Annotated in this window: 25 protein-coding genes, 1 tRNA gene and 1 pseudogene; 18 read left to right on the top strand and 9 right to left on the bottom strand. The window is 72.6% G+C overall.

Annotated elements, in window-relative coordinates; translation table 11 throughout:
* Window positions 1-66: 66 nt before the first annotated feature.
* Window positions 67-881, bottom strand: a protein-coding gene (locus E1291_RS11000) for an IS5 family transposase (protein ID WP_131737675.1) whose coding sequence is annotated in 2 segments (ribosomal slippage) — window positions 67-692 and window positions 692-881 — 816 coding nt in all. Because the reading frame shifts where the segments join, the coding sequence is not laid out codon by codon here.
* Between the two features lie 517 nt (window positions 882-1,398).
* Between E1291_RS11000 and E1291_RS11005 the strand changes: the two genes are divergently transcribed.
* The 4 genes from E1291_RS11005 to E1291_RS41915 all read left to right on the top strand — a co-directional run bounded on the left by E1291_RS11005 (window position 1,399) and on the right by E1291_RS41915 (window position 4,392).
* Window positions 1,399-1,884, top strand: coding sequence for a peptidase inhibitor family I36 protein (locus tag E1291_RS11005; protein WP_242614072.1), 486 nt, complete (start codon window positions 1,399-1,401; stop codon window positions 1,882-1,884).
* Window positions 1,885-1,892: 8 nt separating this feature from the next.
* Window positions 1,893-3,239, top strand: a complete 1,347-nt coding sequence (locus E1291_RS11010) for a NucA/NucB deoxyribonuclease domain-containing protein (protein WP_165495064.1) — start codon at window positions 1,893-1,895, stop codon at window positions 3,237-3,239.
* 89 nt (window positions 3,240-3,328) lie between these two features.
* Entirely contained in the window at window positions 3,329-4,132 is an 804-nt protein-coding gene (locus E1291_RS11015; protein WP_131737653.1) for a hypothetical protein, read from the top strand.
* A 107-nt stretch (window positions 4,133-4,239) separates the two neighbouring features.
* Complete coding sequence (locus E1291_RS41915; RefSeq protein ID WP_165495065.1) at window positions 4,240-4,392, top strand: hypothetical protein; 153 nt, start codon at window positions 4,240-4,242, stop codon at window positions 4,390-4,392.
* 13 nt (window positions 4,393-4,405) lie between these two features.
* Here E1291_RS41915 and E1291_RS11020 read toward each other — a convergent pair.
* Together E1291_RS11020 and E1291_RS11025 are read right to left on the bottom strand one after the other, a co-directional pair.
* A pseudogene (locus tag E1291_RS11020) lies at window positions 4,406-5,582 on the bottom strand (IS3 family transposase).
* A 307-nt stretch (window positions 5,583-5,889) separates the two neighbouring features.
* Window positions 5,890-5,963: transfer RNA gene (locus E1291_RS11025), tRNA-Arg, on the bottom strand.
* 127 nt (window positions 5,964-6,090) lie between these two features.
* On the opposite strand from E1291_RS11025, the gene E1291_RS11030 reads away from it, so the two are divergent.
* The 3 genes from E1291_RS11030 to E1291_RS11040 are packed head-to-tail and all read left to right on the top strand — an operon-like array spanning window position 6,091 to window position 9,318.
* Window positions 6,091-6,870: a phosphotransferase gene (locus E1291_RS11030; RefSeq protein WP_131737654.1), complete on the top strand. Its 780-nt coding sequence runs from the start codon at window positions 6,091-6,093 to the stop codon at window positions 6,868-6,870.
* Entirely contained in the window at window positions 6,854-7,789 is a 936-nt protein-coding gene (locus E1291_RS11035) for a cobalamin biosynthesis protein (RefSeq protein WP_131737655.1), read from the top strand. Before E1291_RS11030 ends, E1291_RS11035 begins: the two co-directional genes overlap by 17 nt.
* A complete protein-coding gene (locus E1291_RS11040) occupies window positions 7,786-9,318 on the top strand; it encodes a cobyric acid synthase (RefSeq protein ID WP_131737656.1) in 1,533 nt (510 codons plus the stop codon). Before E1291_RS11035 ends, E1291_RS11040 begins: the two co-directional genes overlap by 4 nt.
* Here E1291_RS11040 and E1291_RS11045 read toward each other — a convergent pair.
* Genes E1291_RS11045 through E1291_RS11060 form a run of 4 tightly spaced genes read right to left on the bottom strand, consistent with a single transcriptional unit; the run spans window position 9,311 to window position 13,038 of the window.
* Complete coding sequence (locus tag E1291_RS11045) at window positions 9,311-10,300, bottom strand: glycine betaine ABC transporter substrate-binding protein (protein ID WP_131737657.1); 990 nt, start codon at window positions 10,298-10,300, stop codon at window positions 9,311-9,313. The genes E1291_RS11040 and E1291_RS11045 overlap by 8 nt on opposite strands.
* Window positions 10,300-11,109, bottom strand: a complete 810-nt coding sequence (locus tag E1291_RS11050) for an ABC transporter permease (protein WP_242614070.1) — start codon at window positions 11,107-11,109, stop codon at window positions 10,300-10,302. Before E1291_RS11050 ends, E1291_RS11045 begins: the two co-directional genes overlap by 1 nt.
* Complete coding sequence (locus tag E1291_RS11055; RefSeq protein ID WP_131737658.1) at window positions 11,106-12,398, bottom strand: ATP-binding cassette domain-containing protein; 1,293 nt, start codon at window positions 12,396-12,398, stop codon at window positions 11,106-11,108. The genes E1291_RS11050 and E1291_RS11055 overlap by 4 nt, the downstream gene beginning before the upstream one ends.
* The gene (locus tag E1291_RS11060) at window positions 12,391-13,038 is read right to left on the bottom strand and encodes an ABC transporter permease (RefSeq protein ID WP_131737659.1); all 648 of its coding nucleotides are present in this window, start codon (window positions 13,036-13,038) and stop codon (window positions 12,391-12,393) included. The genes E1291_RS11055 and E1291_RS11060 overlap by 8 nt, the downstream gene beginning before the upstream one ends.
* Window positions 13,039-13,206: 168 nt before the next feature.
* On the opposite strand from E1291_RS11060, the gene E1291_RS11065 reads away from it, so the two are divergent.
* Together E1291_RS11065 and E1291_RS11070 are read left to right on the top strand one after the other, a co-directional pair.
* Window positions 13,207-13,917 carry a DUF1444 domain-containing protein gene (locus tag E1291_RS11065; protein WP_131737660.1) on the top strand — a complete coding sequence of 237 codons (711 nt, stop codon included), beginning with the start codon at window positions 13,207-13,209 and terminating at the stop codon, window positions 13,915-13,917.
* Window positions 13,918-14,052: 135 nt separating this feature from the next.
* Entirely contained in the window at window positions 14,053-15,732 is a 1,680-nt protein-coding gene (locus tag E1291_RS11070; RefSeq protein WP_131737661.1) for an AMP-binding protein, read from the top strand.
* Between the two features lie 34 nt (window positions 15,733-15,766).
* On the opposite strand, the gene E1291_RS11075 is transcribed toward E1291_RS11070, so the two are convergent.
* Window positions 15,767-16,243, bottom strand: a complete 477-nt coding sequence (locus E1291_RS11075; protein WP_131737662.1) for a MarR family winged helix-turn-helix transcriptional regulator — start codon at window positions 16,241-16,243, stop codon at window positions 15,767-15,769.
* 135 nt (window positions 16,244-16,378) lie between these two features.
* Between E1291_RS11075 and E1291_RS11080 the strand changes: the two genes are divergently transcribed.
* From E1291_RS11080 to E1291_RS11100, 5 genes are all read left to right on the top strand, one after another.
* Window positions 16,379-17,638 carry an MFS transporter gene (locus E1291_RS11080; RefSeq protein ID WP_131737663.1) on the top strand — a complete coding sequence of 420 codons (1,260 nt, stop codon included), beginning with the start codon at window positions 16,379-16,381 and terminating at the stop codon, window positions 17,636-17,638.
* 93 nt (window positions 17,639-17,731) lie between these two features.
* Window positions 17,732-18,382 (top strand): LysE family translocator, encoded by a 651-nt coding sequence (locus tag E1291_RS11085; protein ID WP_131737664.1) that lies wholly within the window; start codon window positions 17,732-17,734, stop codon window positions 18,380-18,382.
* A gap of 44 nt (window positions 18,383-18,426) precedes the next feature.
* Window positions 18,427-18,600, top strand: a complete 174-nt coding sequence (locus E1291_RS43860) for a hypothetical protein (protein WP_242614071.1) — start codon at window positions 18,427-18,429, stop codon at window positions 18,598-18,600.
* 30 nt (window positions 18,601-18,630) lie between these two features.
* The gene (locus tag E1291_RS11095) at window positions 18,631-19,887 is read left to right on the top strand and encodes a DUF1996 domain-containing protein (protein ID WP_131737666.1); all 1,257 of its coding nucleotides are present in this window, start codon (window positions 18,631-18,633) and stop codon (window positions 19,885-19,887) included.
* A 188-nt stretch (window positions 19,888-20,075) separates the two neighbouring features.
* Window positions 20,076-20,735: an NAD(P)H-binding protein gene (locus tag E1291_RS11100; protein WP_131737667.1), complete on the top strand. Its 660-nt coding sequence runs from the start codon at window positions 20,076-20,078 to the stop codon at window positions 20,733-20,735.
* A 7-nt stretch (window positions 20,736-20,742) separates the two neighbouring features.
* Here the strand turns inward: E1291_RS11100 and E1291_RS11105 are convergent, their stop codons facing one another.
* Complete coding sequence (locus tag E1291_RS11105; RefSeq protein WP_131737668.1) at window positions 20,743-22,533, bottom strand: AMP-dependent synthetase/ligase; 1,791 nt, start codon at window positions 22,531-22,533, stop codon at window positions 20,743-20,745.
* Window positions 22,534-22,776: 243 nt separating this feature from the next.
* Between E1291_RS11105 and E1291_RS11110 the strand changes: the two genes are divergently transcribed.
* The 4 genes from E1291_RS11110 to E1291_RS11125 all read left to right on the top strand — a co-directional run.
* Window positions 22,777-23,478 carry a copper homeostasis protein CutC gene (locus E1291_RS11110; RefSeq protein WP_131737669.1) on the top strand — a complete coding sequence of 234 codons (702 nt, stop codon included), beginning with the start codon at window positions 22,777-22,779 and terminating at the stop codon, window positions 23,476-23,478.
* 50 nt (window positions 23,479-23,528) lie between these two features.
* Window positions 23,529-24,296, top strand: a complete 768-nt coding sequence (locus E1291_RS11115; protein ID WP_131737670.1) for a metallophosphoesterase family protein — start codon at window positions 23,529-23,531, stop codon at window positions 24,294-24,296.
* A gap of 63 nt (window positions 24,297-24,359) precedes the next feature.
* Window positions 24,360-24,794, top strand: a complete 435-nt coding sequence (locus tag E1291_RS11120; protein WP_131737671.1) for an SRPBCC family protein — start codon at window positions 24,360-24,362, stop codon at window positions 24,792-24,794.
* A 65-nt stretch (window positions 24,795-24,859) separates the two neighbouring features.
* On the top strand, window positions 24,860-25,151 hold a 292-nt coding region (locus E1291_RS11125; protein ID WP_207400674.1), incomplete at its 3' end, for a hypothetical protein.

The following is a 25,151-nucleotide window of genomic DNA, read 5'->3' on the forward strand; positions in this document are numbered from 1 at the left end:
CTAAGACGCCATCTAAGTGCGTGTTTGAGAAGGATCTTGTTATTGGTATGTGAGGGGGCATGGGCCTTAGCGGACCGCGGGTCGCCCGCCACGTGCCAGGCGGCGGGTCATCAGGCCGATGGCGGCCCATCGGATCATGGCTTCGCTGGTGGCGGGGTGGCGTTCGTAGTCGCGGGCCAGCCGCCGGTGTGCGGTGAGCCAGGCTGGCGTCCGTTCGACCACCCACCTGCGGGGCAGCACGGCGAACCCCTTCTGGTCTGTGGGTTTGCGGACGATGTCGATCGTGGTGTGCAGGGTCTGGGTGGCCCAGTCGACCAGGCGTCCGGAGAATCCGGCGTCGGCGAACACGAACCGGCAGGTGGGCGAGGCCAGATACAACCCCAGCAGCGCGCCCTTGGCGCCGTCGCGGTCCTGGACGCTCGCTGCGCACACGGTCACGGTGATGAGCAGGCCGAGGGTGTCGGTGACGATGAAGCGCTTGCGTCCGGCCACCTTCTTGCCCGCGTCGTACCCGCGGGTGCCCCGGCCGACGGTGTCGGCGGCCTTGACGCTCTGGGAGTCGATGATGCCCGCGCTGGGGTCGGCGTCACGGCCCTCGCCTTGGCGGACCTGCTGCCGCAGCACATCGAGCATCCGCAGCGTGACCCGCTGCTTCTCCCACCGCACGAAGTACCAGTACACCGTCTGCCAGGCGGGAAGTCGGCGGGCAGCTGCCGCCACGGGCAGCCGGTGCGCACCACGTACAGCACCGCGTCCACGATCTCGCGCCGCGAGTGCTTCTCGGGGCGGCCACCGCTGCCGGCCGGTGGCAGCAGCGGCTCCACCAGCGCCCACTCCTGATCGGTCAGGTCCGAGGGGTAACGCGACGTCCGAGCCACCACGCCACCCTGCACGAACCAGCACACGACATCACGCAGCCACACCGACCTAGATCAACTTCTCAAACACGCACTCAGACGTCATCGACGCCGTGCTCCGCGATAAACAGCCCTACCAACCCACACGCACGCCCGCCACCCGAGCGGCTTGACGAATCCCATAGGGACACCCCCCGGCGGCGGGCCCTGAAAGGCGTCTCCTCTCGGGACCCACTTGAAAGCGCGAGTAATGGTGAAATGTGATTGCGATCACTTCAACTGTTAAGAAGATTAGTCTCGGCATGTATCGTTCGGGTGTGATGAAAGAAACTTTCCTCGCCTTCTAGCTGCGGATATACGGTCGGAGCATGTTGAATTTGTCCAATGACGGCCAAGTAAAAGATACTTTACTCCCATGCTCTGCAAACCTCTTGATCTTCACGGGATGAGCTCTTAAGTTTCCCTCAACCCCGCATTCCAACTCCCCCACCCGAGAGGGCTAGGAATGAGAATCAGGACAGCCGCATGTGGGTTCGTGGCGATGGCCGGAATGGTGGTAAGCGCCCTCCCAGCGCAAGGTCAGGAAGTCCCGCCAACTCCCGTTCAGCCAGGCGTTCAGGTTCAGATCGACGATCAGCTCGCCAAGTTCCCCGGCGGAGCCCAAACCGGCGCCAACGAGGTCAGCTACCGGGACGGCAGGGTGACCCTGACCATCCCCGCCGACATGGCCGCCGCCGACCCGTGCGCGACCGGCGCCTACTGCTTCTACGACGGCAAAGACTTCACCGGAAGGAAACTCACCTTCCGGGACTGCGGCAAGACCGGCCTGTGGCAGTTCCTCACCGACTACGGGTTCGGGAACAAGACCTCCTCCTGGCAGAACCGCACCAAGCACACCGTGGTGGTATATGACCAGGCCACGCAGCCGCCGACGACCCTGTGGACCGAGAACCCGGGGGCGGAGTCGGTTAACGTCGGAACCGCCGCCGACAACAAGGCCGACGCGTTCGAAACGATCTGCGGATGAGGTCGCCGATGAAACGGCGTCGCTTTCCCTTGCTGGTCGCTGCGGCGGCAAGCGTTCTGTCGATCTCGTTGACCGCATTCACGCCGAGCCCGGATGCGGACGGTTCACCGGCGGGATCATCCACCGAAGGGACGGAGTTCCGCCGCGACCCCAATGACCCTGCGGCGGTGAAGGGCTTTCTGGAACGGCAGCGTGCGGCGCCCAAACAGCACAAGTGCAACACGTCGCGCGCGGGGCACAGAAAAAGGGTCCGGCGCAACGGGCCGACGCGGTGGTGCATCGAGCGGATCGACCCGGCCAGGGCTCCCAAGGCGCCGGCGCGGTCGAAGATCAAGCGCAACGCCGCCGACCCGACCCCGCCCCAAGCCCTGTGCTCCAAGAAGCCGGGTCAGACCAACTACGACCGCTTCCACGCCTGTTACGAGGACACGGGGCGGATCCTCAACGAGGACACCGGCGCGGTCGCTGGCATCTTCCGCTGGGACGTGTGGGCGACACTGAGCGCGAAGAACCCCACCTGGCTGATGCAGGCCGGCGTGACCGTCACCAGCATGTCCGCTGAGCTGTTCGAGGCGGCACCGTGGTTCGTGGCCTCCCTGGATTGCCCGCAGAACCAATGCGAGAAGCCCACCCCCGTGAAGAAAAGAATCTTCCCGAACACCTACACCTACTACGAGCTGCCGACATCGATCCCTGGCGAGGGCAGCATCAGATACACCAACCCGACCATCATCCTGACCCTCAACACCGATCACGCATGGCCGGGCGACGGCGCCGCGCATCCGGTGGACGACCCGTTCAACGTCCGCTGCGACAAGGAGACCTACATCGGCGGTCACGGCTGCGTGTTCTACATGGGTAACGCGGCCGCCGCGATCTTTTCCATCGACTACGCGAACGCGGACACGAAATATGGGGATTACCGGGAGGTGGTCAAGCACAACTTGTATGCCATTGAAGTGCGCGACAACCTCAAGCACTACGGCCACATCAACTACGGCAACCCGCTGCACCGGATCGACCCGAATAAGATCGATGCGAATCGCAGGAAGGTGTGCACCCCCGCCTTCCAGCAGAAGGCGTCCTCGCTCGGCCTGTCGTGCGACGAGTACCCCTACGCCTCCAGCGAGGAGGGGGGCACCACGAGCCTGCGTCGTTCGTGCGCCTTCCTGCCCGGGCCGCAGAACTCCGCACACGGCAACGCTCTGGAGAACGTCCTCTACAAGCCGAACCGGATCCTGCCGTCGCTTGACGAGGGCGGAAAGCACATCCAGGGCGATCCATACTGGGTGTGGGTGACCAACGCTCCACCCAAGGAGAAGATCCCGACGGTGAAGCAGTGCGACCTGTACTAGCCCACTAGGGATATCGACGCCAGGGTACCCGCTCCTTCGGAGTGGGTACCCTGGCCGCGTCTCGCACCCCCGACCCGCTGAGGATCACCATGCTCCCCACACTCCCGCCCGTAGCGCTCACTGGTGCGCAGGCCAACACCATCGCCCAGTCCATGGATTCCGGGATCTCCACCGAACCCCAGCGGGGCGACCCGCGTGGCATCGTGGCCGACTGCCTGGCCATCCGGGAATCCATCGGCTGGCACGACGCGACCCTGCCACAGGTCCACATAACGCTCACCGCGAGGCAATGGGACGTCGTCGTCGCCGAACTCGACCGGACTGCGCTCGCCCTCTCGGGTGACCCCGAAGAAGCCGAAGAAACCGACGCATGCCTGCGCACTCTCGATAGCATCTTTGACCAGATACAGCTACCGGCGCACGATGCCGGACCACCACAGCACGCGGAACTTCATTTCGGCCTTGGCGGCGCCAGCGGCTACGTGCTGCGCCAACCCACATGGCGCGGGAAACACGTCGCCATCGACACCATGCCGGCCCACGACGACCCCCGCACGACACAAATCGGCGGCACCTTCGACGGAGCGGCCCTCCTCATCATGACGCAGGCGCGAGAAGTCGACCTCGACCTTCACATCCTTCCAACCGCGCCCGAACCGCCCACCGGTGGAACGGTCGCCGAAACCAGCCAGCAATGGCTCAGCCACCCCCACCCGGAACTCATGTGCGTAGTCCCCGGCGGATGGCACGAACAGGTGGCGACACTGACCAACCACTTCTGGCCGCACGTCATCTACCGGGTACGGCTCACCGTCACCACGAACGCCGCCATGGAGAACCACCTCGTACAGATCTGGCCTGAACACGTCACGACAGCGGAACGGAGCCAATGACCGGACGGCAACTCACCGCCGTCGAGCCGCCTGTAGCCCTCGTGCGCGTCCGGAGACACACCCGTAAGGGGCCCCGGAGACGGAAGCTGATTCTTGATCACGCCGCGGTGTCACTGGCGGCAGCCCTGTCGGTGCCGACATACACCGACGCGGGCGCCGCGTTCCTCGACCGCGAACTCATCGTGGTCGTCACCGCTGTGGTCATCGTCCTCACGCTGGTGGTGCAGGGACTGAGCTTCCCCCCGTTGCACGGACACTGATGTTGCCCCGGTTTCACGGACTTGGTGGTGAGGAGATCAGGTTCGGCGGGTGGGTGGTTTCGAACTGTATCGGGCTCATGTAGTCCAGGGCGGAGTGGCGTCGGCGGCGGTTGTAGAACCCTTCGATGTATTCGAAGATCGCGTTGGCGAGTTCGACGCGGGTTCGCCGGCGTTGCCGGTCGAGCAGCTCGGTCTGCATGCGTGCCCAGAATGACTCGGCCACGGCGTTGTCGTAGGGGTCGCCGACGGTGCCCAGGGAGGGCGGCAGCCCGGCTCGGCGTGCGCGTTTGGTGAAGGTCCATGAGGTGAACTGGGTGCCGTGATCTGCGTGGATGACCCCGGTTGGGGATTTGTCCGGCGGTGCCGCGGGAGTCGATCGCCATGCCGAGCGCGGAGGTGGCCGGGTCGGCCCGTTGCCGCGAATCGATGGCCCGGCCGACCACACGGCGGGAGTAGGTGTCCAGGACCACGCAGCAGTAGAGCTTGCCCTCGCGAGTGGGATGCTCGGTGATGTCGGTGACCCACAGCTGGTTCGGTCCGTCGCGGTGGAAGCCACGTTTCACCAGGTCGGTGACCGTCGCCGATGCGGGGACCCGCTTGGCTCTGCGCCGCAGCGGCAGCCCCGCCGGGCCGGCCCGCCGCATCAGCACCGCCACCGTCTTGCGGGACACGATCACGCCTTGCCCCTGGACGAGCTCGGCGCCCACTCGGGGTGATCCGTAGGTCTGTCGCGATGCCTGATGGATGGCCGTGATCTGATCGGTCAGCCACGCCTGGCGGATGGCGCGGGCCGACGGAGGACGGATGCGGGCGTCGTAGAAGCCGGACCGGGACACTCCGAGGGTCAGACATGCCTGCTTGACCGGGACGCCCTCAACGGCCGGCTCGGCCACCAGGGCGAAGCGGGCTTTGGGGGGCACCACCTGCTCGATCGCCGCGGCGGCCTTGCGCCAGATCTTGACCTCGTTCTCCAACTCGGCGATCCGCGCTCGAGCCTGAGACAAAGCAGCGGACTCGGCCTGTGCGGGGCTGAGCGGCTTCAAGCCACGCTCGATCAGGTCCCGCCGCTTCCAGCGGTGCAGGCAGGACTCCGCGATGCCCAGCGACGCGGCCACCTCCCGCACCGATCATCCCGACTCCAGCAGATCCAGCGCACGCCGACGAAACTCCGGCGGGTAAGGCTTGGGCACCAGAACGATCTCCTTCGCAAGATCGCCGAACCCTACCTCTCTCAACAACCGTGCCCGTCAATCGGGGGCAACATCAAGGTGTCCGTGCCGTGGGGGGAAGCTCAGACCTGTCGACGGTGCGGTGCAGGGGCCAGACGGCGTCATGGCTGGCGGTCTTCAGGCGCATGATTCCGGGGGACACGATCGGGGGCCGGTCGAAGGGGCTGCCGACACGGTGGCGACTACCGAGCGAACATGGAGCTAACGCGGGGACATATTGGACATGGATCTTGCTGTGTAAGTGCGCGTTTGCGCAGGTCAGGTGGGGCGCGCCCGGCAGGATTCGAACCCGCGACCGTCGGTTTAGAAGACCGATGCTCTGTCCAGCTGAGCTACGGGCGCTCGGCGGCCCGGCGGGGCGCCGGGACACAGTGTAAGGGGGAGGCCCGCCAGGCTCCACATCTAATCGGCGGCTCGTGAGCGCGGTGGTGGCCAGGGGGTCATATCTTGGTGTGCTGTGGTGGTGAACATGGAGGTGCCGCTCTCCGGCGGGGACGTGACGGAGGGCGTGGTGCGGGTCGGGGACACGGTGCGCAGGCCGGTGGGGGCGCACAGCCCGGCGGTGCACGGGCTTCTCCGGCATCTGGAGCGGGTCGGGTTCGACGGGGCGCCGCGGGTGCTCGGGGTGGACGGGCGGGGGCGGGAGATCCTCAGCTGGGTGCCGGGGCAGACCGCGCACCGGCCGCTGCCGGGGTACGCGGTGACGGAGGAGGCGCTCGCGGGCGTCGCGCGGCTGCTGCGGCGCTACCACGAGGCGGTGGAGTCGTTCGGGGTTCCGGCGGACGAGCCGTGGGACCGGGAGGCGTCGAACCTGGACGGGGCGCCGGAGATCATCGGGCATTGTGACGTGACGCCGGAGAACGTGGTGTTCCGGGACGGCGTGGTGGTGGCCCTGATCGACTTCGATCTGGCGCGGCCGACGACGCGGTTGTACGACGTGGTGACGGCGTTGCGGCACTGGGGGCCGATCGCCGACCCCGCCGACCGGGACGCGCTGCTGTACCGGGCGGACGTGGGGCGGCGGCTGCGGGTCTTCTGTGACGCGTACGGGCTGGATCGTGACATGCGCCGGGAGGTGCTGCCGGGGGCGCGGCTGCGGTTCGAGCGGTCGTATCGGGCGATGGAGGCGCGGGCCGGGCGCGGGGGCGGCTGGGCGCGGATCTGGCATGGTGGTGCCGGGCCGCGGATCCTGCGGGCCCAGGACTGGCTGGAGCGGAACTGGGATGAACTCGATGCGCGTCTCTCCTGAGGGACTGATCCTCGGGGTGGTGCTCGACGCGCTGCTGGGCGATCCGAGGCGCGGGCATCCGGTGGCCGGATTCGGTCGAGCGGCCATGTGGCTAGAAAAGCGGACATACGGGGATTCGCGGGCACGCGGGGCCCTGTTCGCCGGTGTCCTGGTGGGGGGCGCCGGGGCTCTTGGTCTCGCCTTGGGGTCGCTCGGGCGGGGACGGGTGTCACGTGCTTTGGTGACCGCCGGGGCTACGTGGGCCGTCCTGGGTGGGACGTCCTTGGGGCGTGAGGGGCAGTTCATGGCGCGGGCCCTGGAGAGTGGAGACCTGGAGGGGGCGCGCGGGAGGTTGTCTCACCTGTGCGCCCGGGACCCTCGGGGCCTTGGGGCGGACGAGCTTGCTCGGGCGACGGTGGAGTCGCTGGCGGAGAACACGTCGGACGCGGCGATCGCTCCGCTGGTGTGGGGCGCCGTGGCGGGGGTACCGGGGTTGTTCGTCTACCGGGCCGTGAACACGCTCGACGCGATGGTGGGGTACCGGAGTGCGCGGTATGTCCGGTTCGGTTGGGCCGCGGCGCGGCTGGACGACGCGGCGAACTGGGTTCCGGCGCGGGTGACGGGCCTGCTGACGGTGCTGTGCTCGGGGAGCGGGGAGTCCTGGCGGGTGCTGCGCCGGGACGGCGGGAAGCATCCGAGCCCCAACGCCGGGCGGTGCGAGGCGGCGTTCGCGGGCGCGCTCGGGGTCAGGCTGGGTGGGACGAACTCCTACGGCGGGCTGGTCGAGCGGCGTCCGGAGATGGGGGACGGGCGGGCGCCGCGGGTCGGGGACGTGCGGCGGGCGGTGCGGCTGTCGGCGCGGGTGACGTTCGCGGCGGCGGTCCTGGCGGCGGGCACGGCGGCCGTCGCGGCGGCGGCCGCGGCGCGGGGGCGGCGATGAGCGGGGCGCTGCTGGTCGCGGGGACGACGTCGGACGCGGGCAAGAGCGTGGTGACCGCGGGGCTGTGCCGGTGGCTCGCCCGGCAGGGGGTGCGGGTCGCGCCGTTCAAGGCGCAGAACATGTCGCTGAACTCGATGGTGACCGAGGACGGCGCGGAGATCGGGCGGGCGCAGTACATGCAGGCCCAGGCGGCGGGGGTGGTGCCGCGGGCGGCGATGAACCCGGTGCTGCTCAAGCCCGGGAGCGACCGGCGCAGCCAGGTCGTGGTGCTGGGGCGTCCGGTGGCGGAGGTCGACGCGCTGGAGTACGGGGCGCACAAGGAGCGGCTGCGGGAGGTCGTGCGGGAGAGCCTGGCCGGGCTCCGGTCCGAGTTCGACGTGGTGGTCTGCGAGGGGGCGGGCAGCCCGGCGGAGATCAATCTGCGGGCCGGGGACATCGTGAACATGGGTCTGGCGCGGGCGGCTGACCTGCCCGTGGTGGTGGTCGGGGACATCGACCGCGGTGGCGTCTTCGCCTCGCTCTACGGGACGGTCGCGCTGCTGGAGCCGGGGGACCAGGCGCTGATCGCCGGGTTCGTGATCAACAAGTTCCGCGGCGCGGTGGAGTTGCTGGAACCGGGCCTTCGGCAGTTGAGGGCGCTCACCGGGCGGCCCACGCTGGGGGTGCTGCCCTGGAAGCCGGGGCTGTACCTGGATTCGGAGGACTCGCTCGCGCTGGACGCGCCGCGTCCGGACGCGGGGGCCGCCTACGGGCGGGAGACGCTTCGGGTCGCGGTCGTGCGGTTCCCGCGCATGTCCAACTTCACCGATTTGGACGCGCTGGCCTGTGAGCCGGGCGTCGCCGTCCGGTACGCGGCGAGCGCGGGGGATCTGGCGGAGGCCGATCTGGTGGTGCTGCCCGGGTCGCGGGCGACCGTGAGCGACCTGGCCTGGCTGCGGGAGCGCGGGATGGACGCGGAGGTGCTGCGGCGGGCGCGGGAGGGCCGTCCTGTGCTCGGGATCTGCGGCGGGTACCAGATGCTCGCCCAGGAGATCGTGGACGAGGTGGAGTCCGGCGCCGGGCGGGTCGGCGGCCTGGGGCTGCTGCCCACGCGGGTCGTGTTCGCAAAGGGGAAGACGCTGGGGCGGCCTGAGGGGCGCGCCTACGGTGAGGACGTGCGCGCCTACGAGATCCATCACGGCGTCGTGACCGTCGAGGGCGGGGACCCGTTCCTCGACGGGTGCCGGGAAGGGGCGGTGTGGGGGACGACCTGGCACGGCGCCCTGGAGAACGACGGGTTCCGGCGGGCGTTCCTCCGGGACGTCGCGCGGGTGGCCGGGCGGGACTTCACGCCCGCGCCCGACGTGTCGTTCGCGGCGCTGCGCGAGGCCACGCTGGACGCGCTCGGCGACCTCGTGGAGGAGCACCTGGACACCGGCGCCGTGTGGCGGCTGATCGAGCAGGGGGCACCGGACGGGCTGCCGGTCGTCCCGCCGGGAGGTCCGCGCGCCGTCGCGGACGACCCGGTGATGCCGCTCACCGCTACTTGACGAGGCCCTGGGAGCGCAGCCAGTCGCGGGCCACGAGGGCGGGGTCGCCGCCCTTCACGTCGACCTTGGCGTTCAGCTCGCGCATGACGTTGGTGGTCAGTCGCGGGCTGATCTCGGCGAACAGGGCGGTCAGCTCGGGGTGCCTGCGCAGGACCGGCTCCCGGACGGTGATCGCGGGGTTGTAGTTGGGGAAGAAGGTCCGGCCGTCCGACAGCGGGCGCAGGTCGAGTGCCTGGAGGCGCCCGTCGGTGGTGGTGACCTCGCCGAACGTGCACCGGCCCTTGCCGAGCGCCTGGTAGATGACGCCCTCGGACATCTGCCGGACGTTCCCGGCGGGCACGGTCGAGCCGTAGGAGAGGCCGTAGGCCCGCAGCATGCCCCGGAACCCGTCGTTGCGCGCGAAGAACTCGGGCGCGACGCAGAACGTCCGCTGCCCGGACGGGAGTTTCGCGATGTCGGCGAGGTCGCGGAGCCCGTACCGCCGTTGCGCGGCCGCCGTCACGGCCAGCGCGTAGGTGTTGTTGAACGGCGCGGGCGGCGCGAGCCACACGATGTGGTTCTCACGCAGGTCCAGGTCGCGGACGGCGTCGAACTGGGCGCGCGGGTCGGCGATCGGGTCCGTGCGGCCCAGATAGGTGATCCAGCCGGTGCCGGTGTACTCCCAGCCGAGGTCGTTGTCGCCGCCGGTGATGGACTTGCGGAAGGTGACGCTGCCCTGCGCGTTGGTGTGGTCGGCGACCTTCGCGCCCGCGGCCGTGAGCGCCAGCACCGCGATCTTGCCGAGGATCAGCTGCTCGGTGAACTCCTTGGAGGTCACCCGGATCTTCGTGCCCTTCAGGCCGGGGACGGGCCGGATGCCGGCGGGCTCGACCCTGGGGATGAACGCCGAGGCGGGCTTCAGTCCGCAGCCGCTTGCGAGCGGCAGGAGGCACAGGAGCACGGGGCACAGCAGCAGGGCGAGCGCCCGGCGGGGGGCGGCCATCACAGTCCCTTCGGCGCGAGGAGGCGGGCGGCCGTCCCGCCCAGCCAGTCGACCAGCAGGGCGAGCAGCGCGATGAGGACGCAGCCGGTCAGCAGGACGGGAGTGCGCTGCGTGGTCACGCCGGTGGTGATGAGGTCGCCGAGGCCGCCGCTGCTGACGAACGAGGCGATGCTCGCGGTGCCGACCATCAGGACCAGCGTGGTGCGGATCCCGGCGAGGATGACGGGTGAGGCGAGCGGCAGTTCGACGCGGGCGAGCACGGCGGCGGGGGACATCCCGATGCCCCGCCCGGCGTCGGTCAGCGCGGGGTCGACCTGCTGGAGGCCGACCATGGTGTTGCGGAGGGCGGGCAGCACCCCGTACGCCACGAGCGCGACGACGGTCGTCCAGAACCCGATGCCGAAGGCGACCGCGAGCAGCACCACCACCCCGATCGTCGGGGCGGACTGGCCGATGTCGGCCACCGCCAGCACGATGGGCGTGCCGGGACGGGCCCAGGCGCGGCTGAGCAGGATCCCGAGCGGGAGCGCGACGGCCAGGACTGCCAGGGTGGACACGGCGGTGAGCTGGACGTGCTCCCAGGTCTTCTCCCACACGTAGTGCGGGGCGAGGCTGCGCCGCTCGATCGCGTCGAGGCCGGAGTTCTCCACGTAGAGCATCCACGCGGCGCCCGCGACCAGGACGCCGGCCGGTGCGGCGAAGGCGCGCCAGGAGCGGCCGACGGGCGCGCGCGGGGCGCCCGCCGGTTCCCCTGGCGGCCCGGCGCCGGGCGCGGCGGGGGCGGGGCGCGGCGCGGCCGGGGCGCTCACGTCTCCTCCGTCCCCGCAGCGGTGTCCACTGTGCGGGCGGTGTCCACTGTCCGGGCGGTGTCCGGCCGCCGGGTCCTCGCGCGTTCCCTCATCTCCCGGAGCGCCTTCTGCAGGGTGGCGAGGGTGACGGTGCCCTGGTAGGCGCCGCGAGCTCCGACGACCGGGACGCACTCGCGGTCGATCTGGATCAGCCGTTCGAGGGCCTGTTGCAGCGTGTCGCGGGTCCGGAGGGGCTCGGCGGACGGAGAGCCGCGCTCGCCGACCGGCCCGGAGACGCCGGCGAGGTCCTCCGAGAACAGCCAGCGCAGCGGGCGGCGCGCCTCGTCCAGGACGACCGCGAAGCCCGTCCCGGCGGCGCCGATCCGCTCCCGCACGGCCGCCGCGTCGTCGCCGGGCGCCGCCTCGGGGACGGCTCGCAGCGGCACGTCCCCGACCCGGCAGAAGCGCAGCGGCCGCGTCGCCCGGCCGCCGCCGGCGAACCGCTCGACGTAGGCGTCGGCGGGGTCGAGCAGGATCTCCTGCGGCGTCCCGTACTGCGCGATCCGCGAGCCCTCGCCGAGGATCGCGATCCGGTCGCCGAGCTTGAGCGCCTCGTCGATGTCGTGGGTGACGAACACGATCGTCTTGCGGAGTTCCTCCTGGAGCCTCAGCAGGGAGTCCTGGAGGTGCTCGCGGGTGATCGGGTCGACGGCGCCGAACGGCTCGTCCATCAGCAGCGCGGGCGGGTCGGCGGCGAGCGCGCGGGCGACGCCGACGCGCTGCTGCTGGCCGCCGGACAGCTCGCGCGGGTAGCGGCCGCGGAACGCGCCCGGGTCCAGGTCGACCAGCTCCAGCAGCTCGTCGACGCGGGCGGCCGTGCGGCGCCGGTCCCACTTCAGCATCCGCGGGACGAGGCCGATGTTCGCGGCGACGGTCATGTGCGGGAACAGCCCGGCGTTCTGGATGACGTAGCCGATGTGGCGGCGCAGCTCGGTCGGGTCCAGGCCGAGCGCGTCCCGGCCGGCCACGACGATCGTGCCGGACGTCGGCTCGATCAGCCGGTTGATCAGCCGCATCAGCGTGGTCTTGCCGCTGCCGGACGGGCCGAGCAGCACCACGATCTCGCCGCCGGGGATCGTCAGCGACACGCGGTCCACGGCGGGCGCGCGCTGCCCGGGGTAGCGCTTGGTCACCTCGATCAGCCGGATGCCGCGGCGGTCCTCGCCGTCCGCGGCCCCGGATGACCGCGCGGAGTCCGGCGGGGGAGCGGGCGCGGGGCCGGGCGGCGTTTCGGGCGCGGTGTCAGTCACGGATGCCCCTCGGGGTCGTCAGGCGGCCGACGACGACGAAGCAGCCGTCGAACAGCAGGGCCAGCAGCACGATGCCGAGCGTCCCGGCCAGCGTCATGTTGAGGGCGTTGGCGCCGCCGAGCCGGGCCAGCCCGGAGAAGATCTGCTCGCCGAGCCCGGGACCGGACACGTAGGCGGCGATGGCGCCGACGCCCATCGCGAGCTGCGTGGCGACCCGCACACCGGTGAGGATCACCGGCCAGGCCAGCGGCAGCTCGATCCGCAGCAGGACGGCGGCGCGCGTCATGCCGATGCCGCGCGCCGCCTCCACCAGCGTGCGGTCGACGCCGGTCAGCCCGACGACCGTGTTCCGCACGATCGGCAGCAGCGAGTACAGCGTCAGGGCCGTCACGCTCGGCGCGACGCCCAGCCCGAGCGGGGTGATGAGCAGGCCCAGCAGGGCCAGCGAGGGCACTGTGAACGCCACCCCGGCGGCGCCCGTGGCGAGCGTGGCGAGCCGCTCGCTGCGATGGACGGCGATCCCCGCCGCGACGCCGATGACCAGCGCGGCCAGGACGGTCTGGAACACCATGCTCGCGTGCTGCCAGGTCTCGAAGACCAGCAGCTCCCGGCGGTCGCCCAGATACTCCCAGAAGCTCACGGTCACCCTCCAAGGGAGATCATTACCCCCGGAGCGCCATGGCCGACACATGCACAGGTCAGGGAACCGGCGCGCGTCCCGCGACGGCGATAGGGTGATCCACTCGTAGGCGGCCGGCGCGCGGCCGCCGTCCGCCGAGGGCGCTGAAGGCACCAGGAGGAGCAGCACGTGACCGAGCCGCGGTCCAGTCTCGTCGTCCCGCTGATGAAGGCCCGGGTGCCGGCCGAGGTCCAGCTGGAGTTCCCGCTGCCGCCGGGGGAGGATCCGGTCCGCGACCCGTTCGCCGGCGACCTGTACGTCGGCTACGCGCTGGAGCTCGCGGACGAGGCGGCGGCGTTCGGCCGCCGCTACGAGCACGTGGCCCGGCGGCACTGCGCCGAGCTGGGCGTGGCGCCCGCGGACCTGCGCCGGCTCGCCGTGCTCAACCTGCGGAACCGGCGGCCCGACCTCGCCCTCAGCTGGTACCCGGACGTGCGGGCGGTGACGGTGACGCTCGGCGACGGCGGCCCGGGCGCGATGGCCGGCGCCGTGGCCGGGGCGGTGGCCGGGCCGGTGAGCGGTCAGGCCGCCGCGGGCGGCGGGGCGCCGCGCCGGGGTGGCCTGGAGGCGGGCCTGCTGCTGGACGAGGGGTTCCTGGAGAAGCTCGCGCAGGACGTGGAGGGCGACCTGGTCGTGGCCGCGCCCGCGCGGGACGTGTTCGTCGCGTCCGGCACCGGCCACCCCGACGGGGTCGACAAGCTGCGCTGGGCGGTCGCGCAGGTGTGGGCGGAGGACCGCGGCGACGGCGCCGACCCGGCCTGGGACGTCCCCGCCGGAAGCCTGCTCACGCACCGGTTGCTGGTACGCCGGAGCGGTGGCTGGGAGGTCCTGGACGGCTGACCGCCGCGGGGCCGTCCGGATCCGCGCCGAGGGCCGGATCATGGCCGCTCCCGGACCGAATGCCGCGAACTCCTCGTGATTGCCTGCGTACCGGGCGTAGTCTCCACATGTCGCCTCGGCAGAGGAGCTTCCCTGATGGAAGGCAATCTCGCGGTCGCCCTGGCCGCTCGCGCTCAGGAACTCGGATGGCGTGACCGGCCGCTGTACTACTCGGGCGATGCCGTCGTCTCCCATGGGGAGGTCCACGACTCCGGCGCGCGCGCGGCGGGAGTCCTGCACGCGGTGGGGGTGCGGACCGGGGACCGGGTCCTCATCGCGCTGCCCGACTCGCTCGCGTTCGTGTCGGCGTTCCTCGGGACGCTGCGGCTGGGCGCCGTGGCCGTCCTCGCGGGCCCGGAGCAGGCCGAGCCGGAGCACGCCTACCTGGTCGACGACGCGGGCCCGGCGGTGGCCGTGTGCACCAGGGCGCTGGCGCCCCGGTTCGCCTCCCTGCTCGATTCGACGCGAGCGTCCCGCCCCGCGTCCTCCGGCCCCGCGTTCCCGGGCCCGGCGTCCATAGGCCCGGCCTCTCGTGGGCCGGCCTCCATGCGGCCCGCGTCCTCGGCTCGGTCCGCCTCCATGCGGCCCATCTCGACGCGGCCCGTCCCCATGAGGCCCATCTCCATGCGGTCCGCCTCCGCGCGGTCGGGTCCCGCCCGCGTGCTCACCGAGGACGACTTGGCCGCCGAGCCCGCCACGATCCCCGAGCGGGTCCCGGTGCCGCCCGACGCGTCCGCCTACGTCCAGTACACGTCGGGCACGACGGGCAGGCCGAAAGGGGCCGTCCACCGGCACGGCGACGCCTACGCGTACTACCACGCGATGGCGTTGGGCGCGCTGGAGCTGACCCCGGGAGACCTGACGTTCTCCTTGTCCAAGGCGTGCTACCCCTTCGGGCTCGGCGCCACGGTCCTGTTCCCCATGCTGAGCGGGAGCGCCGCCGTCCTGTGGCCGGACCAGCCGAGCGTGCGGGGAGCGGTGGAGCAGGCGCGCGCGCACAGGCCGTCCCTGCTGTTCACCGTGCCGACCTGGTACGCCCGCCTGGTGAGCGCGCCGGACCGGAACGCGGTGCGGGTCGCGTTCGCCTCCCTGCGCGCGGCCGTCTCGGCGGGGGAGCCGCTGCTGCCGACGCTCGCCGACCGGGCCGAGGAGATCCTCGGCTGCCCGGTCCTGGACGGGCTGGGCAGCACGGAGGCCGGGCACACGTTCGTCTCCAACACCGTGGGGCGGCGCAGGAGGGGCGCGCTGGGCGTCGTCCTCGCGCCGTACGAGATCGAGATCCGGACGGGGGCCGGGGCGGCGGCGCCGGGCGAGACGGGCGCGCTGTACGTGCGGGGTCCGTCCATCATGGCGGGGTACCTCGGCCGGCCGGAGAAGACCGCCGAGGTCCTCGCAGCGGACGGCTGGCTGCGCACCGGGGACCTCGTACACGTGGACGCGGCCGGGTTCGTCCACCACCATGGCCGCATCCACGACCGGGTGCGGGTGTCGGGGGAGCAGGTCCAGCCGCTGGAGGTCGAGCGCGTCCTGGGGCAGCACCCGGGGGTGGTGGAGGTCGCCGTGGTCGCCACCGGCGGCCCCGCGGCGTCCCGGCGGGCGCTGCGCGCCTTCGTGGTGACCGAGGCGGGACTCGCGGCGACGGCCGCGCTGGAACGCGAGCTGCTCGACCTGGCCGCGCGGCGGCTGCCCCCGCACAAGGTGCCGCGCTCGGTGACGTTCCTGGACGAGCTGCCCCGCACATCGACGGGCAAGATCCGCCGCAGCTCCCTCGGCTGACCCGCGCCCGCCGCCGGCCGCGGCTCGCCGGGGCTCAGCCCGCGGCGGCCGTGTCCCGCGGCTCGACCTTGAGGTTCGTGAGGCTCGCCAGGGCCTGGACGAGCGGGGTGAGCTCGGGGACGGCGGCGGCCTTGGTCATGGCCTCGTCCAGGGCGGCGTTGTGGGTGGGCGTGGCGGCGGCCTCCAGGGCCCGCCCCGCCTCGGTCGCCTCGGCGTAGATGCCGCGCCGGTCCTCCTCCGAGAGAACACGGGTGACCAGGCCGCGCTTCTCCAGCCGCGACACGAGCCGGGTCGTCGCGCTCTGGCTGAGGACGAGCCGGGCCGCGAGCTGCTGCATCCGCGTGTGCCGCCCGCCGGGCTCGGCCAGGTAGTGCAGCAGGCAGAACTCGTTGACGCTCAGGCCGTGCCGCTCCTGCAGCGCGCGCTCGATCTCGTCCTCGATGCGGGCCTGGAGCGCCGCCAGTGTGCGCCAGCCCTCGGCCCGCGCCTCGACCTCGTCGGAGCGTGACACGGCTCACGCCTCCTCACGTTGCTTCCCAAGTCCTTGCGTGGTGACATAGCAGGCGTCCGCAAGTATCAGGCGTTTGCAAATAATGCTGACGCTCTCTATTGCGGGCGCCGTCCAACTCTACCCGAGGAGAACGTCATGCCCCTCGCGCTGCTCGCGCTGGCGCTGGGAGCCTTCGGCATCGGGACGACCGAGTTCGTCATCGCCGGGCTCCTCCCCGATCTGGCCGCCGACTTCCACACCTCGATCCCCACGGCCGGGCTCCTGGTGTCCGGCTACGCCGCCGGGGTGGTGGTGGGCGCGCCGCTCGTCACCGCCCTCGGCGCCCGGCTGCCCCGCAAGACCATGCTGGTCGGCACGATGGCGCTGTTCGTCGTGGCGCACCTGCTGTCGGCCCTCGCGCCCTCGTTCGGCGCGCTCATGGCCGGGCGGATCGTGGCGTCCTTCGCGCACGGCGCCTACGTGGGCGTGGCGTCGGTGGTCGCCGCCGAGCTCGTCCGGCCCGAGAAGCGCGCCAGCGCCATCGCGCTGCTGTTCAGCGGGCTCAGCCTCGCCAACGTCCTCGGCGTCCCGTTCGGTACCTTCCTCGGCCAGCAGTTCGGCTGGCGGGCCGCGTTCTGGGCGGTCGCCGCGATCGGGCTGGCCGCGTTCGCCGGCATCGCGCTGCTCGTCCCGCGCGGGCCACGGCCCGAGGCGGGGCTGCGCCGCGAGCTGGCGGTCTTCCGCGGCGGGCGGATCTGGCTCGCGCTCGCGATGACCGCGCTCGGCTGGGCGCCGGTCCTCGCCATCGTGACCTACGTCGCGCCGCTGCTCACCGAGATCACCGGCTTCGGCGAGGGCGCCGTCCCGGTCGTGATGACCCTGCTCGGCCTGGGGATGCTCGTGGGCGGGCCGCTCGGCGGCCGCTTCGCCGACCGCGCCCTGCTGCCCAGCCTCTTCGCCGGGCTCGCCCTGCTCACCGTGCTGGCCGTGGTGCTGCTCGCCGCCGTGCACGACAAGGCCGCCGTGGTGGTGGCACTGACGGTCTTCGGCATCGTCTCCGCGGCCACCATCCCGCCGTTGCAGACGTGGGTGCTGGACAAGGCCGCCGGTGCGCAGACGATGGCGTCGGCCGCGAACGTCGCGGCGTTCAACCTGGGCAACGCCGTCGGGCCCGCCCTGGCCGGGCTCGCCATCGGCGCGGGCCTCGGCTACACCTCCGTCCTGTGGGTGGCCGCGCTGCTCGGCGTCGCCGGGCTGGGCGCCGCCGCGGCCGCCGGGGCGCTGGAGCGCCGGACCGGCCCGTCCCCCGTGCAGGCCGACGCCGTGCAGGCCGATCCCGTGCCGGCCGATCCCGTGCCGGCCGGCGGCGCGGCGGTGGCGGCCGAGGCGCGCGGCGCGGTCGGCACTGGGTGCTGAGCGGACCGTGCTGACCAGACGGTGCTGACCAGACGGTGCTGACCAGGGAGAAAACGGGTGGGCCGCGCGACGTCCGGTACGTACCGTCAGATCATGATCTCAACGCAGCAGACGCTCGCCTTCTCCGCGATGGCCCTGGCCATCATCCTGATCCCCGGCCCCTCCGTGCTCTTCGTGGTCGGGCGGGCGCTCGCCCACGGCCGGCGCACGGCACTGGCCAGCGTCGCCGGCATCGAGCTCGGCGCGCTGGCCCTGACCGCGGCGGTCGCGTTCGGGGTCGGCTCGGTCGTCGCGCGGTCCCAGCCGGTGTTCATCGCCCTGAAGCTGGCCGGCGCGGCGTACCTGATCCACCTCGGCGTGCGGGCGTTCCGGCATCGCGGCTCGCTCGGAGCGGCGGTCGGCGGGCCCGTCGCGGTGGACGGCGCGCCGCGCGGCCGGCTGGGCCGCGACCTGTGGCAGGGGTTCGTGGTCGGCGTCACCAACCCCAAGACCACGGTGTTCTTCGCCGCCGTCCTGCCGCAGTTCGTCGACCGTGACCGCGGCCACGTCCCGCTGCAGATGCTGCTGTTCGGCCTCATCTTCGTCGCCATCGCCCTGTTGCTCGACAGCGTCTGGGGTCTGGCCGCCGACGCCGCCCGGACGTGGTTCGCGCGCTCGCCGCGCCGGCTGGCCGCGGTCGGCGGCACCGGCGGCCTGATGATGATCGGCATGGGGGTCCCAACGGCAGCCAGAAGAGCTGGCTGAGGGAACTGTCGGGCGCGTTCGGCGCCGCCTACGACCGGACCTTCGTGCTGCGGCTGCGCGCCGCCCACGGCCAGGTCTTCAGCGTCATCGCCAAGGTCCGCGCGCAGACCCAGAACACCGAGATCCGCGCGTTCTCCGAACGGGCCATGAAATTCGTCAACACCCACATGTCCCTGCTGGAGAGCACGGGCCTGGTCACCCGGTCGGCCCTGCACTGATCGGCATTCACCCCTTATCGAGGAGCTCCCATGAGAAGAACGAAGAAGGCGTTCGCCGTCATGGTCCCCGCGCTCGTCCTCGTCGCGTCGGCGGCGGAGGCGGCCCAGGCCGGGGCCGCCGGCCCGCGGGCCGGCGGCGGATCGGCCGCCGTCGCGCCCACCGATCCGCCGGAGGGAGGCGACGTCCCGGGCGGCGCCTCCGGTGACCTCCCCGGGGGCGCGCAGGACGGCGGGCGGGACGGCGCGCCGGGAGGCGGCCGTGACGATCCGGGCGGGGACGGGCAGAACCGGGGCCAGGACGGCGGGCGAGACGGCGGGCGGGACGGCGAGGGCCAGAACCCGAACGAGCGGCGCACCCAGGACCAGCCCCAGCGGCCGGACCAGCCCCAGCAGCAGGCCGTCAAGCCGGGCCCCGACCGCGTCCAGTTCGCCGACGTCCGCCAAGCCCCGGCGGTGCCGCGGGCGAGGCCAGGCCGCGGCGGCTCCCGGGGGACGTTCACCTCGAACTGCGGGCGGAACGCCGGGCTGCGGCACAGCAACCCCGACAACGTCATCGTGGCCCCCGGCGTGACCAACGGCGCGCACCACGTCCACGACTACGTCGGCAACGAGTCGACCGACGGGTTCTCCACCGACGACGGCCTCGCGGCGGCCGGGACGACGTGCGCGAACGGCGACCGGTCGACCTATTACTGGCCGGTGGTGCGGCTGCGCGCCGGGCGGGACGGGTCCGCGGCGGCGGAGCGGAGCCGCCGGGACGGCAACGTCGGCTCGATCGTGACCCCCGCGTCCGCGCGGCTGGAGTTCCGCGGCAACGCGCGCGCCGCGGTGACCGCGATGCCGCGCTTCCTGCGGGCCGTCACCGGCGACGCGAAGGCCGGGACGAACGGGACGGCCAGCGCGCGGGCGCGGTGGACGTGCACCGGGTTCGCGGACCGCGCGTTCACCGACCGGTACCCGCTCTGCCCGCGCGGCGGCGAAGTGACGCGGGTGCTGGACTTCCCGAGCTGCTGGGACGGGCAGAACACCGACAGCGCGAACCACCGCGACCACATCGTGTTCCCCGACCCGCGCTCCGGCGCCTGCCCGCAGGGGACCAGGCCGGTCCCGCAGCTGCGCATGACGCTGACCTACGACGTGCCCGCCCGGCCGCTGGCGTTCGCGCTGGACACCTTCCCCGAGCAGGGGCACGACCCGGTCACCGACCACGGCGACTTCATCAACGTCATGCCGGACGGCCTGATGCGGCGCGCCGTGGCGTGCATCAACGGAGGACGCGCCTGCTGATCCTCCAGCCCCGCATGCGCCCGACCAGCCCGTCCGCCTGACCAGCCCGACCAGCCCGACCCGCCCGGACCGGCGCAGACCGGTCCGCGGCTCGGACGCGCGGCCGGTGCGCGCCGCCGCCCCCGTTCCCCGGCGCGCCGCACCGGCCGCGCCCGCTACCGGCCCTCCCGGGTCCGTAGGATCGCGGCATGAACGTTGTGATCGCGGGCGGGCACGGGCAGATCGCGTTGCGGCTGTCCCGGCTGCTGGCCGCGCGGGGGGACACCGTGCTCGGCATCATCCGCAACCCGGCGCACGCCGGCGACGTCCGCGCGGCGGGGGCCGGGCCCGTCGTGTGCGACCTGGAGACGGCGCGGGTGGAGGAGGTCGCCGACGCGGTGACCGGCGCGGACGCGGTCGTGTTCGCCGCCGGGGCCGGCCCCGGCAGCGGCGCCGCGCGCAAGGACACCGTCGACCGGGCCGCCTCGGTGCTGCTCGCGGACGCCGCGGAGCGCGCGGGCGTCCGGGACTTCGTGCAGATCTCCGCCATGGGCGCCGGCGACCCGCCGCGCCCGGGGCGCGACGACGTCTGGGCCGCCTACATCAAGGCCAAGGGCGAGGCGGAGGACGACCTGCGCGCCCGCGGCGGCCTGGACTGGCTGATCCTGCGCCCCGGCCGGCTCACCGACGACCCCGGCACCGGCCGGGTCGCGCTGGCCGAGCCGCCGATCGGGAGCGGGCCGGTGACGCGCGACGACGTCGCGGCGGTCGTCGCGGAGCTGCTCGCCGCGCCCGGCGTGCGCCACCGGACGCTCGACCTCCTCAACGGCGACGTCCCGATCGAGCACGCCGTGGCGGCGCTGGGCTGAGCCCCGGTCAGGACGCGTACAGCGCGTCGATCTCGCCGGCGAAGTCCTTCATCACCACGGTGCGCTTGACCTTCAGGCTCGGCGTCATGTGGCCGGCCGCCTCGGTGAAGTCGACGCCGAGCACGGTGTGCCTCTTGACGGCCTCGGCGTGGCTGACCGACCGGTTGGCGTCCGCGACCGCGGCCTCGATCTCGGCGAGCAGGCCGGGGTCGCGGCGCAGCTCGTCCACCGTCATCGCGGCGGGCCTGCCGTGCCGGGTCTTCCAGGGGCCGAGCGCCTCCTCGTCCAGCGTGATGAGGGCGCCGATGAACTTGCGCCCGTCGCCGACGACGAGGCACTGGCTGATCAGCGGGTGCGCGCGGATCCGGTCCTCCAGCGGGGCGGGCGCCACGTTCTTGCCCGCCGCGGTGACGAGGATCTCCTTCTTGCGGCCGGTGATCCGCAGGAAGCCCTCCTCGTCCAGTGAGCCGAGGTCGCCGGTGTGGAACCAGCCGTCGTTCAGGGCCGCCTCGGTGGCGGCCTCGTCGTTCCAGTAGCCGCGCAGGACGTTGATCCCGCGGACGAGGACCTCGCCGTCCTCGGCGATGCGGAGGTCCACGCCCGGGATCGGCCGGCCCACCGTGCCGATCTTGATCGCGGTGGGACGGTTGACGGTCGCGGGGGCGGTGGTCTCGGTGAGGCCGTAGCCCTCCAGGATCGTGATGCCGGCGCCGCGGAAGAAGTGGCCGAGGCGCTCGCCGAGCGCGGCGCCGCCCGACACCGCGAACCGCACCCGCCCGCCGACGGCGGCGCGCAGCTTGCGGTAGACGAGCGCGTCGAAGACGCGGTGGCGGAGCCTGAGGCCGATGCCGGGCCGGCCGTCCTGCAGGGCCCGGCTGTAGGCGACGGCCGTGTCGGCCGCCGCCGCGAAGATCCGGCCCTTGCCCTCGGCGGCGGCCTTCCGCTCGGCGCCGTTGTAGACCTTCTCGAAGACGCGGGGGACGGCCAGCAGGAAGGTCGGCCGGAACGTCGCGAGGTCGGGCAGCAGGTTCGGCACGTCGCCGTGCCCGAGCACGATGCCGCCCTCGACGCAGGCGACCTCGATCAGCCTGGCGAACACGTGCGCGAGCGGCAGGAACAGCAGTGTGGAACTGCCGTCCACCGTGATCTCGGATATCGCGCCCTGCACGGCGTTGCGGGCCGTCAGCACCAGGTTGCCATGGGTGATCTCGCAGCCCTTGGGGCGCCCGGTGGTACCGGAGGTGTAGACGAGCGTGGCGACGTCGGCGGCGCCGCGTGAGCGGCGGCGCTCGGCGACCACGTCGTCGCTGAGGTCCGCGCCGAGCGCGGTGACCTCGGCGACGCCGCCCGCGTCGATTCCCCAGACGCGCGCGAGGCCGGGCAGCGCGCCGCGGACCCGCTCGATCGAGGCCAGGTGCGCGGCGGTCTCGGCGAACACGGCCCGGGCGCCGGAGTCGCCGAGGATCCACTCGATCTGCTCGTCGGAGGAGGTCTCGTAGACGGGGACCGCGACGGCGCCCGCCGTCCAGATCGCGTAGTCCAGGAGGGTCCACTCGTAGCGGGTGCGCGACATCAGGGCGACCCGGTCGCCGGGCTCGATCCCGGCGGCGGCCAGGCCCTTGGCGACGCCCGCGACCTCGGCGGCGAAGCCGGCGGCGGTGACGGCGCTCCACGCCCCGCCGGTCCACCGGCGCAGGACGATCGCGCCGGGTCGCTCGGCGGCCCGGGTGAACGGCGCGTCGGTCAGGTTGGCGGAGTCGGGGACCTCCACCATCGCGGGGACGCTGAACTCGCGCACGGGCCACTCCCTCGGTTGCTCTCGGACGGCTGGGACGTCGCCGGGGGTATGTCCGCAGCCGATGATACCCACGAGTAGGAAACCGGCCGGCGGTGCGGCGAACGTCCGCAGCGCCCAGTTTCGCAGGACGCGGCGGTTAACGGCACGGCAAAGACCGCACGGTGCCCCTGGCGCCGGCCGCCCCGTCGCCTACGCTTGGTCTGGCCGCACTCCGGCCGCCACGGACGTGATTCGGGGGACGCCATGTCGCTGCTCGAGGTGATCGCGCTGACCGCCGCCGACGCGCGGGCCGCCGAGGAGGGCGGCGCCGACCGGATCGAGGTGGTCGCCGACATGGGCGCCGACGGCCTCACGCCCGACCCCGACGTGGTCGACGCGATGCGCAAGGCCACCTCGCTGCCGATGCGGGTGATGCTGCGGGCCAACGCGGGCTTCCGCACCACCGCCGCCGAGCTCGACCGGCTCCGGCACGCCGCGTCCCGGCTCGCCGGGGCGGGCGTGGACGGCTTCGTGCTCGGCTTCCTCGACTCCTTCGGCCAGATCGACGCCGCCGCCACCGGCAAGCTCGCCGCCGTCGCCGCGCCGCTGCCGTGGACCTTCCACCGCGCGCTGGACCACGCCATCGACCCGGTGCAGGCGTGGGACGTCGTCCGCCGTCTCGGCGGCGGGCTCGACACGGTTCTCACCGCGGGCTCGGCGCGGGGCGTCGACGCTGGCGTGGACGTGCTCGTCCGGCGGGCCACCGAGGACCCCGACTCGGCGAACATGATCATGGCGGGCGGGGGACTGCGCCGCAAGCACGTCGCGGTGCTCGCGGCGGCCGGCGTGACCGCCTTCCACGTGGGCACGGCCGTGCGCCCGGACGGCGCCTGGGACGCCCCCGTCGACGCCGCGCTGGTGCACGAGTGGCGGTCGCTGGTGTCGGCCGCCGCCGACCGCGGCTGAGCCGCCGGGCGCGTCCACGGCCGCCGGGCACGCCCCATTAGAGTCGGTTCATGAGGATCCACGTGGTGAGCGACGTCCATGGCCGCGCGGAGGCGCTCCGGCACGCGGCGGACGGCGCGGACGTGTTCGTCTGCCTGGGCGACCTGATCCTGTTCATCGACTACTCCGACCACGCGCAGGGGATCTTCGCGGACCTGTTCGGCCAGGAGAACGCCGACCGGTTCATCGCGCTGCGCACGCGCAAGCGCTTCGAGGAGGCCCGCCAGTTCTCCCAGGGCCTCTGGGCGGGCCTGGACGGCGGCGCGTGGCCGCACATCGAGCGGGCCGTCGACCGGCAGTACGCGGAGCTGTTCGCCGCGATGCCGTCGCCCGCCCTCCTCACCTACGGCAACGTGGACGTCCCGCGCATGTGGGGCCCGCACCTGCGTCCCGGCCACCGGGTGCTGGACGGGCAGACCGCCGAGCTGGGCGGGCTGACGTTCGGCTTCGTCGGCGGCGGGCTGCGCACCGAGTACCGCACCCCCTACGAGCTGGACGAGGAGGACTACGCGGCCAAGGTCGAGGCGCTCGGCGCGGTGGACGTGCTGTGCTGCCACATCCCGCCCGCCGTCCCCGAACTGCTCTACGACACCGTGGCCCGCCGGTTCGAGCGGGGCAGCGAGGCCGTCCTGGAGGCGATTCTCCGGACGCAGCCGAAGTACGTGCTCTTCGGCCATGTCCACCAGCCGCTCGCCCGGCGGATCCGCATCGGGCGCACCGAATGCGTGAATGTCGGTCATTTCCGCGCCAGCGGGGTTCCGTACGTCCTGTCCGTGTGAACGATACTGCTCAGAGAGGCACCTTCCCCCGCACGGGTGCCGCCGATCCGGAGGGACACGCAGATGGCGGACCGCACGAGCTCGTCCATCGCCGTCAAGGCCGGGAAGTCCGAGGTCATGGCGGTGATCGCCGACCTGGAGCGCTACCCGGACTGGGCCGGCGGCGTCCGCGCGTTCACCGTCCAGGAGGCGGGTGAGGACGGCCGGGCCCGGCGCGCCCGGCTCACCTTCGACGGCGGCCCGTTCAGCGACACCGTCGGCCTGGCCTACACCTGGGACGGCGACGACCGCGTGGCGTGGGAGCTGGTGGACAAGGGCACGGTCGTCACCGGCCTGCACGGCTCGTACCGGCTGGCCGAGGAGGGCGGGGTCACCGAGGTCACCTACGAGCTGGCGGTCGACGTCCGCGTCCCCATGATCGGGATGGTCCGGCGCAAGGGCGAGAAGCGGATCATCGACACCGCTCTGCGCGGCCTCAAGCGGCACGTCGAGCGCTGACCTGTTCTCCGCAGGTCGCGAGGGCGATACCGTGTGTCGCCGACGACAAAATGGAAGATGTGGGTATGACCGAGCAGCCAGGCGACCTCCTCGACGAGGCGGCCAAGCTCTTCGACACGCTGCGCCGCCGCCTCGGCGGCTCCGGCGGCGGTCCCGGTGACGCTCCCGGGCCCCGCCGCACGACCCGGGACGACGCGCACGACCCCGACGACGCCGACGACGCCGCCGACGTGTGGAGCCGCGCGACCGCCGAGCCGCCGCGCATCGCCACCGGCGCGCCCGAGTGCCGCGACTGCCCGGTCTGCCGGGCGATCGCGATCGGCCGCGAGGCCGGCGGCGACGTGCGCCGGCACGTCC

Origin of the sequence: Actinomadura roseirufa (assembly GCF_900659635.1) — a bacterium.
In the GTDB taxonomy this organism is placed as follows: Bacteria; Actinomycetota; Actinomycetes; order Streptosporangiales; family Streptosporangiaceae; genus Spirillospora; species Spirillospora roseirufa.

Coding starts and splice junctions, on each gene's coding strand:
- E1291_RS11035 (WP_131737655.1), top strand. CDS start 6,854: ATGCGCGTCTCTCCTGAGGGACTGATCCTCGGGGTGGTGCTCGACGCG.
- E1291_RS11040 (WP_131737656.1), top strand. CDS start 7,786: ATGAGCGGGGCGCTGCTGGTCGCGGGGACGACGTCGGACGCGGGCAAG.
- E1291_RS11010 (WP_165495064.1), top strand. CDS start 1,893: ATGAAACGGCGTCGCTTTCCCTTGCTGGTCGCTGCGGCGGCAAGCGTT.
- E1291_RS11100 (WP_131737667.1), top strand. CDS start 20,076: ATGAACGTTGTGATCGCGGGCGGGCACGGGCAGATCGCGTTGCGGCTG.
- E1291_RS11070 (WP_131737661.1), top strand. CDS start 14,053: ATGGAAGGCAATCTCGCGGTCGCCCTGGCCGCTCGCGCTCAGGAACTC.
- E1291_RS11095 (WP_131737666.1), top strand. CDS start 18,631: ATGAGAAGAACGAAGAAGGCGTTCGCCGTCATGGTCCCCGCGCTCGTC.
- E1291_RS11015 (WP_131737653.1), top strand. CDS start 3,329: ATGCTCCCCACACTCCCGCCCGTAGCGCTCACTGGTGCGCAGGCCAAC.
- E1291_RS11085 (WP_131737664.1), top strand. CDS start 17,732: ATGATCTCAACGCAGCAGACGCTCGCCTTCTCCGCGATGGCCCTGGCC.
- E1291_RS11080 (WP_131737663.1), top strand. CDS start 16,379: ATGCCCCTCGCGCTGCTCGCGCTGGCGCTGGGAGCCTTCGGCATCGGG.
- E1291_RS11030 (WP_131737654.1), top strand. CDS start 6,091: ATGGAGGTGCCGCTCTCCGGCGGGGACGTGACGGAGGGCGTGGTGCGG.
- E1291_RS11120 (WP_131737671.1), top strand. CDS start 24,360: ATGGCGGACCGCACGAGCTCGTCCATCGCCGTCAAGGCCGGGAAGTCC.
- E1291_RS11005 (WP_242614072.1), top strand. CDS start 1,399: ATGGCCGGAATGGTGGTAAGCGCCCTCCCAGCGCAAGGTCAGGAAGTC.
- E1291_RS11110 (WP_131737669.1), top strand. CDS start 22,777: ATGTCGCTGCTCGAGGTGATCGCGCTGACCGCCGCCGACGCGCGGGCC.
- E1291_RS11115 (WP_131737670.1), top strand. CDS start 23,529: ATGAGGATCCACGTGGTGAGCGACGTCCATGGCCGCGCGGAGGCGCTC.
- E1291_RS11045 (WP_131737657.1), bottom strand. CDS start 10,300: ATGGCCGCCCCCCGCCGGGCGCTCGCCCTGCTGCTGTGCCCCGTGCTC.